Here is a 16,081-nt window from a genome sequence, read left to right as displayed (position 1 = left end):
TTCATTTAGCCGCATGTCTGCCTTCTTGAGATATATTTTGTTCAATTTGCTTCCTTCTGTTTTATTATTCTATGGGCCGTCTTTTATTTTCTTTGCTGGCTAGTCTCTGTTCAAGTGCGGAAAAAATGTATAGACTTTAGATTTATGGCAGAGGCGATTCGTATTATAGGCATTGATCCCGGACTACGGCATACAGGATGGGGCGTTATCGATTGCTCTGGTAATCGCTTTCAATTCGTTGCAGCAGGGACGCTTTCTTCTGATGTACGGAGTGATCTTGCTTCCAGATTATGCCAACTTTATAAAGGACTTTCAGAAATTGTGCATCAATTTATGCCCCATGAAGCTGCTGTAGAACATGTGTTTGTTAACAAAGATGCTACGGCAACTTTAAAACTTGGTCAAGCGCGTGCTGTTGCTTTGCTTGTTCCAGCGCAAGCAAAGCTCCCAGTTTTTGAATATGCTCCAAATAAAGTAAAAAAGTCGGTTATTGGTATTGGACATGGCTCTAAAGAACAAATTCATATGATGGTAAAAGTTTTGCTTCCACGTGCTGAATTCGATAGTAATGATGCGGCTGATGCCCTTGCTCTTGCTCTTTGCCATAGTATGCACCGTAAGAGTATCAATCAATCTTATCATTCAAAGGTTGCAATATGATCGAGGTTACAGCATGATTGGCAAATTAAAAGGTATCCTTGAACATATCTTTGATGATCATATCCTGGTGGATGTTCAGGGGGTGGGATATGTTGTTTTTGTGTCAAATCGGCTGCGTTCTTCTTTACCAGTTCTTGGTGAGAGTATAAGTCTCTTTATTGAAACCCATGTTCGTGAAGAAGCCATTCGCCTTTTTGGTTTTGCTACAAGAGCTGAACAAGATTGGTTTTGCTTGCTGCAAAATGTTCCTGGTGTGGGAGCGAAGGTTGCTTTGGCAATTTTGGGTATTCTATCGCCAGATGAACTTGCACAAGCAATTGCATTAAATGACGTTGCAATGATAAGTCGCGCTCCAGGCGTTGGTAAAAAAGTCAGTGAAAGAATTGTCCGTGAGTTAAAAAGTAAAGCACTTCCCTACAATGACAATACTTTTCATCCTATTTCGTTTTCTCATCCGGAAGTGACTAATCAACCAACGAATGATGCGCTTTCTGCTTTGATCAAGCTTGGTTTTGAACGTGATCAAGCAGCTCGTGCGCTTACTTCTGCGATGAAAACTCTTGAAGGGGAAACCGTTTCCTCTGCACTACTTATTCGCCATAGCTTGAAATTGCTTTCTCCTCATACTTAGCACAGGGTAACAATGCATAAAGATGAAGACCAACGCCTTTTAGGTGCCGTTCCCCTTCCCAATGATCCAGATCGTTCCTTAAGACCACAAGTGCTCGATGACTTTATTGGTCAAGAAGCGGCTCGGGCAAATTTGAAAATATTTATTGAGGCGGCAAAAACACGCCAAGAAGCGCTCGACCATGTTTTGTTTGTAGGTCCCCCTGGTTTGGGAAAAACAACGCTTTCACAGATTATGGCCAAAGAATTGGGTGTTAATTTTCGCTCTACTTCGGGACCAGTTATCGCCAAAGCAGGAGATTTAGCAGCTCTCTTAACCAATCTAGAAGAACGCGATGTCCTTTTTATTGATGAAATTCATCGCTTGAATCCAGCAATTGAAGAAATTCTTTATCCTGCCATGGAAGATTATCAACTAGACCTTATCATTGGTGAAGGACCTGCTGCACGTTCGGTTAAAATTGATCTTGCTAGATTTACCTTGGTTGCGGCAACCACGCGCTTGGGATTGTTGACCACACCATTACGAGACCGTTTTGGCATTCCTATTCGGTTAAATTTTTATACCATAGAGGAATTGGAATATATTGTTCAACGCAATGCTCGACTTTTTTCTGTACAAATCAGTGATGATGGTGCCCATGAAATTGCACGCAGAGCACGTGGGACTCCACGAATTGCAGGACGACTTTTACGCCGGGTTTGTGATTTTGCACTGGTCAAAGGAGCAGGGGAAATTGACCGTAAAGTTGCTGATGAAGCTCTTTCTCGTCTTGAAGTTGATCATCTTGGTCTTGATCCACTTGACCGTCGCTATTTGTTGCTGATTGCGGAAACTTTTTTAGGCGGTCCGGTAGGTATTGAAACCATTGCTGCTGCTCTCTCAGAACCTCGTGATGCTCTTGAAGATATTGTTGAACCTTATCTTCTCCAACAGGGGTTTATGCAGCGTACTGCCCGGGGGCGAATTCTTACAGAAAAAGCTTGGAGCCATTTAGGACTTTGTGCTCCAGCTTCTCTGACTTCAACACAAAAACGTGCTCAACTGCTCGATACGCAAGATAATTCGTCACTTCAGACGTCTTTATGGGATGGAATAGATGATTAAAATATTTTCTCTTAAGTGCAACCGTAAAATACTTTTTTAGAACAGTTGCATTGTCTGTGGGTGAATTCTTACAGAAAAAGCTTTGGGGGTATTAAAAATTTTTGCTCTAATTTTCACGACTTCATCACAAAAACGTGCTCAACTGCTCGATATGCAAGATAATTCGTCACTTCAGACGTCTTTATGGGATGGAATAGATGATTAAAATATTTTCTTTTAAGTGCAACCGTAAAATACTTTTTTAGAACAGTTGCATTGTCTGTGGGTGAATTCTTACAGAAAAAGCTTTGGGGGTATTAAAAATTTTTGCTCTAATTTTCACGACTTCAACACAAAAATGCATTCAACTGCTCCATATACAAATAATTTACCACTTTAGACGATTTTATAGGTTGGAGTAGATGGCTGAAACAAATCTTTTTAAAAGCAATCCTACAAATGTTTTTCATGATTTTCAGTTGCGCGTTTATGTTGCTGATACAGATTTTTCTGGTGTGGTTTACCATGCGCGCTACTTAGAGTTTTTTGAGCGTGGACGTTCAGAATTTCTACGGGATACGGGTCTTAATAACAAGATGTTGGCAGCAGGTGTTGAAGGTGAAAAACTGTTTTTTGTTGTACGTCATATGGAAATCAATTTTTTACGACCAGCACAAATCGATAATCTTTTAACTATTAAAACACGGATTGATCGCATTCAAGGAGCGCGCTTTTTCGTGGAGCAATATATTCTATATGAGAATACGATGTTGGTAACAGCAAAAGTTGAAATTGCTCTTATTAATGAGATAGGAAAACCGCGCCGTTTACCCAAAGGGCTTTTTTCGACAATTGTTGTTTAAAGGTGTATTCTATTGAAAATTGATATTACATGGACTCTTTGACAGAGGAAAGAGTGGAATTGTTTTCTTAAATTTAGAAACTATAAAACAATCTGCGTTATTCCATTAATAAATAAACTTTTCGTTTAGAGGGATAAAATTATGCCGCATGTAGAACTCACGAATCCAGAAATGATTGGAATATTGCATTTGTTTATGCAAGCGGGTTTTATTGTTAAAGCTGTTATGATTGGGTTGCTGCTGGCTTCTGTATGGAGTTGGGCAATTATTTTTGATAGAATTTTGACTTATCGGAGAATACGGCGTGAAATAAAACAATTTGAAAGTCTATTTTGGTCAGGAAGAGCGCTTGAAGATCTTTATGCAGAATGTAAAAGTCAGCGCACCAACAGCATATCTGCAGTTTTTATGGCTGCAATGGTGGAATGGAGAAAATCCCTTGAAAAAGGAGTTCATACATCAATAAGTTTACAGAGTAGAATTGATAAGGCTATGGATCTTACTTTGGGACGCGAGAGCGCGAAAATAGAATCAAAATTAGGCTTTCTTGCAACACTTGGGTCAGCGGGACCTTTTGTCGGTCTTTTTGGGACAGTTGTTGGTATTATGCGATCATTTCTTTCTATTTCAGCGTCTCAAAATACTTCATTGGCAATTGTCGCACCAGGTATTGCTGAGGCACTTTTGGCTACCGCTATTGGTTTGTTTGCAGCAATCCCAGCAGTTATTGCCTATAACAAGTTGAGCAATGAAAGTGTTCGGATCATTGCACAAATAGAAAACTTTGCCGATGAATTTTCAACAATTGTATCACGGCGTATTGATGAAACTCGCACAGCAAATTCGTCATTATAAGAGGGACTATTTATGGGTATTGTTGTCGCTTCTTCTTCTCGAAAAAATGCACGTAGGAGGCGTTATTCACATAAGCAACTCATGAGTGAGATCAATGTGACACCGTTTGTTGATGTTATGCTGGTGTTGTTAATTATTTTTATGGTTTCTGCTCCACTTTTGGTCAACGGTGTTCCTCTTGATTTACCTCATAGCCAAGCTGGTCCCGTGCAGACACAGCACACACCACTCACAGTTTCGCTTGATGCACAAGGACGTCTTGCCATTGATCAAGAATATTACGATACACCTGAAGCTCTGATTGCACAACTTAAAGCTAAATTTGAGTCTGATCCTACACAAAAAAACCAACGTATTTTTGTACGTGCTGCTAAAACAGTTGAATATCAACAAGTACTAAAACTACTTGCTGATATTCAAAAAGCAGGTTTTTCGCAAGTTGCTTTAGCCAGTTTGGCACAATAAAATGATAATAAACTATTATACATTGTATGCAAAGTATGCAAAACAATAAACAGTCTTTAAAAATAAAAAATGCAAGGTTTGAAGATGAACAAAGACTCTTATCATAGCATGAAACGAGGCTTGGCTTTATCCCTTGCAGCACATGTGTTTTTGTTTACTGTTGGGGGGGCTCATTTCATCAGGCCTGTCTCGTTACCACAACAATCAGAAGTAATTCCGATCACTCTTGCTCCTCTCACCCAAGAGTTTTCCTCTCAACAGGGTGCATTAGATGCGCCTGTGCGCGCTATTCCAGCAGTAAAACCAACAAATAATACACAAGAAAAAGAAGATGCACATCATTTTGGAGAAGGACAGTTAGATAATCTTGCGCCCTTTAGACGAAAGGAAAAACCGAAACTTGTTGAAACAATTCCTCCGTCATCAGCAAAAAAGGAAGTATCGGAAAAGCCTTCGCCAGAACTTAAAGAGCAAGAATTATCAGATGTAAAAAGAGAGACGCCTTTGGAGAGTTCTCAAGAGGGGACCTCAAAGGTTATACCAGAGCCTTCTTTGGAGAAGCCCCAAAAAGATGTTTTACAAGAATTATCAGATGTAAAAAAAGAGACGCCTTTGGAGAGTTCTCAAGAGGGGACCTCAAAGGTTATACCAGAGCCTTCTTTGGAGAAGCCCCAAAAAGATGTTTTACAAGAATTATCAGATGTAAAAAAAGAGACGCCTTTGGAGAGTTCTCAAGGGAGGACCTCAAAGGTTATACCAGAGCCTTCTTTGGAGAAGCCCCAAAAAGATGTTTTACAAGAATTATCAGATGTAAAAAAAGAGACGCCTTTGGAGAGTTCTCAAGAGAGGACCTCAAAGGTTATACCAGATTCTTCTTTAGAAATGCTCAAAAATGAAAAAGTGATATCGCCACAAGAGTTAACTCAAACAGTACAAAAAGCACCTATGGAGCAAACGAAAATACATCCGCAGACTCCTAAAGTCGCTTTACCAGAAAAATTTCTTTTTCCTCAGTTTAAACCAAAACCTGTCAAAGAATCTACTGTTCAGAATGCTCAAGTATTGAAAAAGAAAAAACAACAAATGAAAAACCAGACAGTTGAAGATATTTTGGCAATGGAAGAAAATAATCTGCTCAATCGTGCACGCACGCAAGGAGGTGGTGCAAAACGTTCCAGTACACCAGAAGCTTTGGGGGCAAGAAAAAATATCGATAATACCACAAAAATGGCACAAACATTGGTCACTATTGCTGGGGGGTGTATTCAACGGAAGCTTAAACTTGTAGCGCTTGGTGGTGATTTAAAAAATCGTCCGGTGGTACGTTTGCGATTTTACCTAAACCGTGAAGGAATGGTTATAGGAGATCCAGTTATTGATCCTTTAAGCGGTGCAGAGAGTCAGCAAGCTATTATGATAAGGCAGGTGTATGCAGCGGTTTTTTCATGTCAACCTTATGCAGATCTTCCACGGGATCAGTATAATTTGTGGGGGCAGGGGTTTGATTTTAATGTTGACCCCCTTCAAGAAACAATACGGTAAGATAGGCTAAGATATTTTTTCTCCAATGAAAGGTATACATTCCATGATGACTACGACGAGATATAAATTTTTTTCTTGGTTGATTGTTACTTTTGGTTTGTGGCTTTCAAGTTTTTCAATAGTTTATGCACAGTTGAAAGGCACTATTTCTAGGGCTGACTTTAATCCTATTCCTATTGCAATCACCGATTTTATTTGCAATGATTCGATAGGATTGAAAATAGCGGCTGTAATCACAGCTGATCTTGAACGGTCAGGGCTTTTTTTACCACTTAATAAGGCATCTTTTTTTGAAAAAATTTCTCATCCCAATAAGCAACCGCATTTTTCTAGTTGGATAAATATAAAAGCACAGGGTTTGGTTACTGGGCAAGTTTTAAGAGAAACTGATGGACGATTGAGGGTAGATTTTCGTTTGTGGGATGTTTTTGGGCGTCGACAACTTAAAGGACGGCGTTTTTATACTGCAACAGAACATTGGCGGCGTGTTGCTCATATGATAGCAGATGATATCTATAGGGAGATGACAGGTGAAAGTGGTTATTTTGATACACGAATTGTTTTTATAGATGAAACAGGTCCTTTAAATGCACGCATTAAACGCTTAGCGATTATGGATCAAGATGGGGCAAATTTAGTTTATATGTCTGATGGTACCGAGTTAGTTTTGACCCCCCGCTTTTCACCTAAACGACAAGAAATTACTTATATGGCTTACGAACGCAGTCAGGTGCCTCATGTTTATCTTCAACAAATTGAAATGGGGCAAAGGGAATTGATAGGGACTTTTAACAATATGACCATTGCTCCCCGTTTTTCTTCCGATGGACAAAAAGTGATTATGAGTTTATTGCAAAATGATGGGAGTGCAAACCTTTATACCATGGATTTACGTACTCGCACAATGATGCGGCTCACAACAACTTCAGCCATTGATACGTCAGCTTCTTATTCGCCTGATGGGAAACAAATTGTTTTTTCATCAGACCGCAGTGGAAAGCCGCAAATCTATACAATGAATGCCGATGGTAGCAATATCCAGCGTATTTCTTCAAATGAGGGAAGCTATTCTACACCCATTTGGTCACCACGTGGTGATTATATCGCTTTTACAAAACAATTGGCGGGACAATTTTCTATCGGTGTTATGCGTCCTAATGGACAAGGAGAACGGATTTTAACTACGGGTTTTCACAATGAAGGACCAACTTGGGCTCCCAATGGACGGGTGTTGATGTTCTTTCGTAAAAATCCCGGTATGGGACCAAAACTTTATACGATTGATATTACTGGACGCAATGAACGCCAATTGCCTACACCTAATGATGCTTCCGATCCGGCATGGTCGCCATTGCTCCATGTTCAATGAAAATGATTTTATCAATAAAAATAAACAATGCAAAAGTGTATGAAATCTTGTGCGACAGCAATTGTTTCTACAGTTTAAAAAAGATGTTTCTTGCATTCATAATCCAGTTGTTCTGAATATTTTGTAAGTTTTAACTCCATCTTTTATGGCCTGTGGATAATGAAATTTCTTTGGGAGATCATGTCTTTAGAAAATAGTCTTTAAAAAAAATTGGCAGAAAATCTTTACGCTTTTGTTGAGAGTGTTTTAAAGTTTATGTGAGATCCCTGCTTTTGAAACGGGATTATGTGTTTGTTGTGGTAAAAAAGAAAAGCGATTATGCTTTTGTGTAAACAATGATTATGCTTTTGTGTAAACAATAGAGTGAAGCTCTCATGGAAAAGAGAGCATATACAGTGTTAATGACGTGGAGATTATACAGACAGTTTTGCTAAAATCTCATCGCTGACATCAAAATTAGCATAGACATTTTGCACATCATCATCTTCTTCTAATGTCGAAATAAGCCGTAAAACGGATAAAGCCTTTTCTTCATCTATTGGTGTAAGGGTGTTCGCTTTCCAAATTGTTTTGATCGATTCTGCTTCACCAAGTTTTGCTTCAAGCATTTTAGAAACTTCACCAATATCTTCAAAGGCGCAGGTAATATGGTGTCCGATTTCTTCTGATTGCACATCTTCAGCTCCAGCTTCGATTGCTGCATCCATGATGCTGTCTGCTGTTCCTGCTTCCGTTTTATAGATTATTTCGCCAATTCGATTAAACATGAAGCTTACGGAACCTGTTTCTCCTAGGGCACCACCTGATTTGGTGAAAGCGGCCCGCACGTTTGAAGCGGTGCGATTGCGATTATCTGTTAAAGCTTCGACAATGATTGCAACACCACCTGGACCATATCCTTCGTAGCGCACTTCATCATAGTGTTCGACATCATTGCCTGAAGCTTTCTTAATTGCGCGCTCAATGTTGTCTTTTGGCATTGACTGTGCCTTAGCATTTTGTACAGCAAGCCTTAAACGCGGATTCATGGCTGGATCAGGGGCGCCTTGTTTAGCTGCAACTGTAATTTCGCGTGCAAGCTTAGAAAATATTTTTGAACGTATTGCATCTTGGCGCCCTTTACGGTGCATAATATTTTTAAATTGTGAGTGACCTGCCATAATTTTCCTTCCAGTTTGAAGACTTTTCTTCCGGTTGGAGGGTTCCTGAATTTAAGGCGATGAAACACGCATCCTACCAGAATCAATATGCCGCAACACAAAATGAAGTGATCGAATAAACACCTTATAAGAAAATTCACTTCAAAGGTAAAGACACTCTGTTGAGGATCATTATGAGACAGATCTCTTGTCGTTCTTCAAAAATCAGGCTATAACAGAATACAATTTCATGGCAAAAGTGGTTTATTTCATGACTCGCTTTAATTTTAAGAAGGGGCAAGAAGGGGGTGAAGAAAACCTGATGTATAAGAATAAAGACTCCAATGCTCCAGGGTGGGCAATAACCTGCCTCAATAGTCCAATAAAGAGGCGAAGTAAGAGGATATTATAGAGATGGCAACGCAACTTTTAATGCCCAAAGCTACAGCTGTTTGGTTGGTTGATAACACTGCTCTTTCTTTTGATCAGATTGCAGAGTTTTGTAAGTTACACGTGTTGGAGGTGAAAGCTATTGCTGATGGCGAAGCTGCTCACGGTATTAAAGGTCTGAATCCAATTAGTTCTGGGCAGTTGACGCGCAGTGAAATCGCTCGGGTGGAGGCTGATAAAAATGCACGCTTAAAAATTTCCGAGTCTAGGGTACACATTCCTGAAAAAAAACGTAAAGGTGCACGCTATATTCCTTTGTCTCGACGTCAGGATCGTCCAAATGGTATCCTATGGTTGGTGATGAACCATCCTGAGTTGAAAGATGCACAGATTGCACGATTGATTGGGACAACAAAAGCAACCATTGAACAAATTCGCCTTAGAACCCATTGGAATAGTGCTAACTTGGTTCCTCTCGATCCTGTAGGATTAGGATTGTGTTCACAAATTGATTTGGATTTTGAACTCCAGCGCGCTGCAAAAAATCGTCCTGTTTCTCCAGAGGAAGATAAATCTTTGCTTCCTGCTTCAGTAACGGAAAATGTTGATCTTAATGAAGATCAGGTGAAAGATGATCATAATAAGAGCTTTGATGCTGATAAAGTTTTTGCAAAACTGAATGCGCTACAAAAAAGCCGTCAAAAAGATGATAGATAGAAGATGGTTAACTGTAAAACACGATTTCACGTTGATGCTAAAGGCTTATGGGAAAAAGAAAAGGCTGAAGACTTCAAAAGGATAATAGATAAAAAATGAGAGAAAATTTTTTCTTCATTAGGAATTAGCAACTATTCTCGAAGCGCTCTTGAAAGAATCTATCCTTTCAATTTTAAGGTTTACTAAATTAAGGAGAATCAATAATTATGCGCTCTACCCAAAATACTATCTTTTATTCCTTTGTTATGGTCCTTTTTTTCTCATTGTCTTTAGTTGGTTGTGGAAAAAGACATTTTGGTGCACTTCGTGGTGTAAATAGTGGTTATTTGAATGAAGCTGGTTTTAATCATGCGGTGTCGGGTTCAGGACAGGAGTTTACGGTTAACGTTGGAGATCGCGTTTTCTTTGATCTCGACTCTGCTTCAATTAATTCTGATGCTGAACGTATTTTAATGCGCCAAGCAGAATGGTTACTTCATTATCCTTACTATTCTATTATGATTGAAGGTCATGCTGATGAGCGTGGTACGCGTGAGTATAATTTGGCACTTGGGCAGCGTCGTGCTGTTGCTGTGCGTAATTATTTGATTTCCCTTGGTGTGTCTGCACAACGGATTCAAACAATTTCTTATGGAAAAGAAAGACCTGTAGCAGTGTGTGATGATATTTCCTGTTGGAATCAAAATCGACGTGCTGTTACAACTCTTACTAATATAAAAAGTGATTAAAAATTAGCTCTTGAGGGGAGAAATAATATGTGGATATGTCATAAAAAAACTTGGAAAACTACCTTTTGTGTCGCTGTTTTCTTAGCTTGTTTTGTTTCACCTGTTCAAAGTGCAGCAGGGTGGGTATCTCAATATTTTACTCATAATTCAGGTTCTGATGTAGCAGAGAAAGCTTCTGAGGCAGCAAATAAAGCTGCGTCCGGTGCTTCAGAGAAAACTTCTGAAGCGGTGAATAAAGCTGCTGATGTGGCAGAGAAAGCTTCTGAGGCAGCAAATAAAGCTGCGTCTGGTGTTTCAGAAAAAGCTTCTGAAGCGGTGAATAAAGCTGCTGATGTGGCAGAGAAAGCTTCTGAGGCAGCAAATAAAGCTGCATCTGGTGTTTCAAAAAAGGCTTCTGAAGCGGTGAATAAAGCTGCTGATGTGCCAGAGAAAGCTTCTGAGGCAGTAAATAAAGCTGCGTCTGGTGTTTCAAAAAAGGCTTCTGAAGCGGTGAATAAAGCTGCTGATGTGGCAGAGAAAGCTTCTGAGGCAGCAAATAAAGCTGCGTCTGGTGTTTCAAAAAAGGCTTCTGAAGCGGTGAATAAAGCTGCTGATGTGGCAGAGAAAGCTTCTGAGGCAGCAAATAAAGCTGCGTCTGGTGCTTCAAAGAAAGCTTCTGAAGCGGTGAATAAAGCTGCTGATGTGCCAGAGAAAGCTTCTGAGGCAGTAAATAAAGCTGCGTCTGGTGTTTCAAAAAAGGCTTCTGAAGCGGTGAATAAAGCTGCTGATGTAGCAGAGAAAGCTTCTGAGGCAGCAAATAAAGCTGCGTCTGGTGTTTCAAAAAAGGCTTCTGAAGCGGTGAATAAAGCTGCTGATGTAGCAGAGAAAGCTTCTATGGATCTCTCTTTTAAGGGGATGACTCAAAGTCGAAAGTTTATTTTAGAAAATCAGCAGGCTTTGTTTAAAGATTATGATTTGGATAAACTTTTGCATAATATACGAGTCGTGCTTGAGCATAACAATTTGAAAAATATCCAAAAGCAATTCCACCGCCTTTTTGATAAAAAAGACTCTTCTGTTTATTCTTGTGTTTTTGAGAATGCTAGTTTGGATGAAAAGCCGGCTGTAAAGAAAGAGGTAGTAGAGCATAGCAGAAAAGATGGTGAGAGCGATGTTGCTAATGTGGAAAACCATGATCATAAAAGCCGTTTGCAAGAAATACGTGATCATTTGAAAAAAACTGGTGAATATCTAAAGACAATGTATAAAGATGCGGAAAAGACAGAGGACCGTTTGCAGAAAGCCGATAACCTTTTAGAGAAAACGCATAAAGAAAGTGATCATGTCAAACCGTATCAGGATAATGATTTCCCTCTTCTTTCTTCCAAAGAATTGTATAAAAAAGGCTATGATTTTATTCTTTCTGCCAATTATATTGATGCTGAAAAAGCCTTTTGTGCTTTTCAACAGCGTTATAAAAAAGATCCTTTAAGTGATGATGCTTTGTTTTGGTTGGCAGAAGCTTTGTTGGGACAAAAACGTTATCATGAAGCAGCACAAGTTTATCTTGCTGCGTGGTATGCAGATAAAGAGAGGCTTTATACCTCTGAGATTTTGCTGAAATTAGCAAGAAGTATGGTTGCGCTTGAGCAGAATAAAGAGGCTTGTACATTTTTTGCAAAGAAATCAAAGCACTCTAAAACGTTAGAGTCTGTCTTTTGTAAATCTTTTAAGAGGAGTGGAATCGTTCGCGGTGTGCGTTAGACTAGCAGGAAATCTCTTTAAAACGTCGGATTTTATCCAGTGTCAAAAATTGATCCTTGCGGTTTCAGGAGGGAGTGATTCTCTAGCTTTGCTATTTTTAGTCAAAGACTATTTAAAAACTCTCTCTCTTCCTCCGGAAATAATTGCTGTTACCATTGATCATCAATTGCGTGAAGAATCAGCTCGTGAAGCAGGAAATGTTGCAGAAATTTGTCATGCTCATGATATTAAACATGTCATTGTACAATGGGTAGGCAAAAAACCAAAAACGCATATCACTTCGAGCGCCCGTATTGCACGCTATGATCTCTTGTTTAAAGAAGCGCAAAAACAAGGTGCGTCGCTTATTATGACAGGGCATACGCTTAATGATCAGGTGGAAACCTATCAGATGCGCTACCAACGTCTTTCTAAAAGTAGAAATGTTTTGCAAGCTGAGGCTTTTGTGGGCGTGGGTGATGGGGTGAGTTCTATAGAAGCTAGAGAAAATATTGAGCAAGCAAATAGTGTCGTTGCCGAAAAAAACTATGGGATGATGTATGCCCGTGGTTTATCTTGTATCTCACGCGAGGCGGTGTTGCGGCAAAAAATACGCTTGATTCGTCCTCTTCTTGCTGTAAATCGTAAAACATTGCGTGCTTATTTGTGCTTAAAGGGTAAAACATGGATAGATGATCCAACCAATGAAGATTGCAATTTTGAACGCGTGCGTGTGCGCCAATCGCTTCATCACAAAAAGTTTGCAAGCATTGCTCAAATGGTTCATGAAGCTACGCTTCAACGTCGTCAACAAGCACGAGTCATTGCCGATTTGATTTTAGCCCTGGATATTGTTGTTGAATATGGACGTTGTTTTATTGCAAAGCCTGCACCATTTTTACAGCAGCACTCAAGTTTTCCCTTTGTCGTTGGGCTCTTCGCAGTATTGATGGGAGGGGGGAGGTATTTGCTCTCCGCTAAAAAATTGCTCTCTCTTTTCCAAAGGTTGTGTTTCCATTCTTCAGAAAAGCAGCGCTTTACTTTCGCTGGATCAGTTATTGAATATAACAAAAGTGGAATCTCTCTTTGGCGCGAATCTCGAAACATGAAAGAGGCGCTTATTGCACCAGGAAAAACTTTTTTATGGGATGGGCGCTATCAGATTACCAACTGTGGAGCTAATGCTATAAAGGTTGGTGCAGCAGGTTTAAAGCAGCTGAAATCTTTATTCCAAAACACTCACTTCGTTCTTGATTCTCCCCATTTTCCTTCTTTACAATCGCTGTTGATGATCTCAACTGATAAAGGTTACGATATTCCAGAGTTGACTTCTCAAGCTGTTTTTCATCAAAATATCATTGTTAAGCGGATTATGGCTCCTTTCGATTGGCTTTTCTTGCGCGAAGATGCTGCTCTTGTTAATGTTGTGGAACCTTTTTTTAATATTGAGGTAAAAAGATAAAGAAAAATCACTTTAAAAGACAATAAACATTCTCTCATCTCTTGGCAAGGAGCAGACAAGGTTATATGTTAGGAGAAACTATTTAAAATCTGTATTTGACTAAGTGGGCTGAATATGAATTCCAATTACCGCTCTCTCCTTATTTGGGGAGTTATTGCTTTGATTTTGATTGTGTCGTTTTCTCTCTTTAATGGAGATAGCCAACGTTCCGGAGGCGGAGAGATCTCTTATTCTGAATTTTTGCAAAAAGTTGAGAATAATGAACTGAGATCTGTGACTATTCAAGGTCAAAAGTTAACAGGACAAACCATTGAGCATAGAATTATTTCAACCTATGCTCCACGAGATCCAGGCTTGATACAAAAATTGGAAAATAAAAATGTTAATGTCAAAGCTATTCCTGAAAGCTCTGGCAATAGTATCTTCCTCAATCTCCTCTTTTCTTTGCTACCTGTTATTATTATCGTTGGAGCATGGGTCTTCTTTATGCGGCAAATGCAAAATGGATCACGTGGGGCGATGGGATTTGGCAAATCAAAAGCAAAATTGCTCAATGAAGCACAGGGGCGTGTTACCTTTCAGGACGTTGCTGGCGTTGAAGAAGCAAAGCAAGATCTACAAGAAATTGTTGAATTTTTACGTGAACCACAGAAATTTCAACGTCTAGGAGGACGTATTCCACGGGGTGTTTTGCTTGTTGGTCCTCCAGGAACCGGTAAAACTTTGCTTGCACGCTCTGTCGCTGGCGAAGCCAATGTGCCATTCTTTACCATTTCAGGGTCCGATTTTGTCGAGATGTTTGTGGGTGTTGGTGCGAGCCGTGTGCGCGATATGTTCGAACAGGCTAAAAAAAATGCACCTTGTATTATCTTTATTGATGAAATCGACGCTGTTGGACGCCATCGTGGTGCTGGGTTGGGAGGTGGAAACGACGAACGTGAGCAAACCTTAAACCAACTGCTTGTCGAAATGGATGGTTTCGAGCCCAATGAAAGTATTATTCTTATTGCAGCAACAAACCGTCCTGATGTCCTCGACCCTGCTTTATTAAGACCAGGACGGTTTGATCGGCAGGTCGTTGTGCCAAACCCTGATGTTTCCGGTCGTGAACAGATCTTGAAAGTGCATGTACGCAACGTACCTTTAGCACCTAATGTCGATCTGAAAATTTTGGCAAGGGGAACGCCAGGGTTTTCTGGTGCTGATCTGATGAATCTGGTGAATGAAGCTGCTCTTATGGCTGCTAGCCGCAATAAAAGAGTCGTGACTATGCAAGAGTTTGAAGATGCAAAAGATAAAGTGATGATGGGGGCTGAACGCCGTTCAACTGCTATGACACAAGAAGAAAAAGAACTCACTGCTTATCACGAGGCTGGACATGCTATCGTGGCTCTTAATGTGCCAGTTGCAGATCCTGTCCATAAAGCAACAATTGTGCCAAGAGGAAGAGCTTTGGGAATGGTAATGCAATTGCCTGAAGGTGATCGCTATTCTATGAGCTATCGATGGATGATTTCTCGTCTGTCCATCATGATGGGAGGGCGTGTCGCCGAAGAATTGAAATTTGGTAAGGAAAATATTACATCCGGTGCTTCATCCGATATTGAACAAGCGACAAAGTTAGCACGAGCAATGATTACACGATGGGGTTTCTCTGATCTCTTAGGCAACGTTGCTTATGGTGATAATCAAGATGAAGTCTTTTTAGGGCATTCCGTTACGCGGACACAGAATGTCTCTGAAGAAACAGCGCGTATGATCGATGCTGAAGTGCGTAAACTCATTGATGATGCTTATAAAAATGCTACCAAAATTTTGAAAACAAAAAAGAAAGAATGGTTTGCTTTGGCGCAGGGTTTGTTGGAATATGAAACTTTAACTGGCGCTGAAATTAACGAAGTCATTGCAGGAAAGCCTCCTTCACGAACTCAGAAAGATGATAGTGTTTCTCCGCGCGCTTCTTCTGTGCCTAAGGCCGGGGTAATTAAGGCAGAATCTTCTACAACAACAGTTAAGAAAACAAACACTGATAAAATCGGTCCCAATAAAAAAGAGGCAGATAAAACCGATTTCAGTAAAGTAAAGGCAGACGTTGGAAAGGGAGTAAAAAAATCCATTGATGCCAAACCCAATGATGCTGAATTTGAAAAGGTGCACTCTCGTGGGGTTAAGAAAAAAACACAAAGTGCAAAAAATACAACCAAAGCTATAAATCGTCCTGAACATAAAGCCAATGCTGAAAAAAAGTCAAATTTTACAGAATCTGGTAAAGAAAAACAGAAAGCTTCTGACGATGCTTGAATAGCCTTGTTTTAGGGAAAATTTTAAACAAAGGTTTTTTGAGAAAGGCGCAGGCAGAGCTTGCGCCTTCAGCAATGTGGCGAGAATATGAGAGTAGAGGCTTTGATACTGTATACTTGCGGTGTGAGAGCTGGAACATTAGGGGAGGAGC

General features: G+C 40.0%; 14 protein-coding genes. 13 read left to right on the top strand and 1 reads right to left on the bottom strand.

The genetic code is table 11. The features are described from left to right. The first annotated feature begins 144 nt into the window (after window positions 1-144). The 8 genes from ruvC to tolB all read left to right on the top strand — a co-directional run bounded on the left by ruvC (window position 145) and on the right by tolB (window position 7,471). Window positions 145-660, top strand: a complete 516-nt coding sequence (gene ruvC, locus HWV54_RS03150; protein WP_005866806.1) for a crossover junction endodeoxyribonuclease RuvC — start codon at window positions 145-147, stop codon at window positions 658-660. A 13-nt stretch (window positions 661-673) separates the two neighbouring features. Further along, window positions 674-1,291, top strand: a complete 618-nt coding sequence (gene ruvA, locus HWV54_RS03145) for a Holliday junction branch migration protein RuvA (protein ID WP_005866808.1) — start codon at window positions 674-676, stop codon at window positions 1,289-1,291. Window positions 1,292-1,303: 12 nt separating this feature from the next. Continuing rightward, complete coding sequence (gene ruvB / locus HWV54_RS03140; protein ID WP_005866810.1) at window positions 1,304-2,398, top strand: Holliday junction branch migration DNA helicase RuvB; 1,095 nt, start codon at window positions 1,304-1,306, stop codon at window positions 2,396-2,398. A 401-nt stretch (window positions 2,399-2,799) separates the two neighbouring features. Further along, the gene (gene ybgC / locus HWV54_RS03135; protein WP_005866812.1) at window positions 2,800-3,240 is read left to right on the top strand and encodes a tol-pal system-associated acyl-CoA thioesterase; all 441 of its coding nucleotides are present in this window, start codon (window positions 2,800-2,802) and stop codon (window positions 3,238-3,240) included. Window positions 3,241-3,381: 141 nt separating this feature from the next. After that, window positions 3,382-4,095, top strand: a complete 714-nt coding sequence (tolQ, locus tag HWV54_RS03130) for a protein TolQ (protein WP_005866814.1) — start codon at window positions 3,382-3,384, stop codon at window positions 4,093-4,095. Between the two features lie 12 nt (window positions 4,096-4,107). Continuing rightward, on the top strand, window positions 4,108-4,560 hold the full coding sequence (gene tolR / locus HWV54_RS03125; protein ID WP_005866816.1) for a protein TolR: 453 nt from the start codon (window positions 4,108-4,110) through the stop codon (window positions 4,558-4,560). 84 nt (window positions 4,561-4,644) lie between these two features. Continuing rightward, a complete protein-coding gene (locus HWV54_RS03120) occupies window positions 4,645-6,102 on the top strand; it encodes a cell envelope biogenesis protein TolA (RefSeq protein ID WP_176953559.1) in 1,458 nt (485 codons plus the stop codon). A 46-nt stretch (window positions 6,103-6,148) separates the two neighbouring features. Continuing rightward, entirely contained in the window at window positions 6,149-7,471 is a 1,323-nt protein-coding gene (gene tolB, locus HWV54_RS03115; protein ID WP_176953570.1) for a Tol-Pal system beta propeller repeat protein TolB, read from the top strand. A gap of 413 nt (window positions 7,472-7,884) precedes the next feature. Here tolB and HWV54_RS03110 read toward each other — a convergent pair whose 3' ends face one another. After that, a complete protein-coding gene (locus tag HWV54_RS03110) occupies window positions 7,885-8,631 on the bottom strand; it encodes a YebC/PmpR family DNA-binding transcriptional regulator (protein WP_005866825.1) in 747 nt (248 codons plus the stop codon). Window positions 8,632-9,024: 393 nt separating this feature from the next. Between HWV54_RS03110 and HWV54_RS03105 the strand changes: the two genes are divergently transcribed. From HWV54_RS03105 to ftsH, 5 genes are all read left to right on the top strand, one after another. Further along, window positions 9,025-9,717, top strand: coding sequence for a DUF1013 domain-containing protein (locus tag HWV54_RS03105; RefSeq protein ID WP_005866827.1), 693 nt, complete (start codon window positions 9,025-9,027; stop codon window positions 9,715-9,717). Between the two features lie 206 nt (window positions 9,718-9,923). Beyond that, window positions 9,924-10,445 (top strand): peptidoglycan-associated lipoprotein Pal, encoded by a 522-nt coding sequence (pal, locus tag HWV54_RS03100; RefSeq protein WP_005866828.1) that lies wholly within the window; start codon window positions 9,924-9,926, stop codon window positions 10,443-10,445. Between the two features lie 27 nt (window positions 10,446-10,472). Next, entirely contained in the window at window positions 10,473-12,188 is a 1,716-nt protein-coding gene (locus HWV54_RS03095; RefSeq protein ID WP_176953558.1) for a hypothetical protein, read from the top strand. Beyond that, on the top strand, window positions 12,178-13,629 hold the full coding sequence (tilS, locus tag HWV54_RS03090) for a tRNA lysidine(34) synthetase TilS (protein ID WP_005866834.1): 1,452 nt from the start codon (window positions 12,178-12,180) through the stop codon (window positions 13,627-13,629). Before HWV54_RS03095 ends, tilS begins: the two co-directional genes overlap by 11 nt. 114 nt (window positions 13,630-13,743) lie before the next feature. Next, a complete protein-coding gene (ftsH, locus tag HWV54_RS03085) occupies window positions 13,744-15,930 on the top strand; it encodes an ATP-dependent zinc metalloprotease FtsH (RefSeq protein ID WP_005866836.1) in 2,187 nt (728 codons plus the stop codon). Window positions 15,931-16,081: the final 151 nt, after the last annotated feature.

It is taken from the genome of Bartonella alsatica, assembly GCF_013388295.1.
In the GTDB taxonomy this organism is placed as follows: domain Bacteria; phylum Pseudomonadota; class Alphaproteobacteria; order Rhizobiales; family Rhizobiaceae; genus Bartonella; species Bartonella alsatica.
This window is presented reverse-complemented; position numbering and strand designations above follow the sequence as displayed.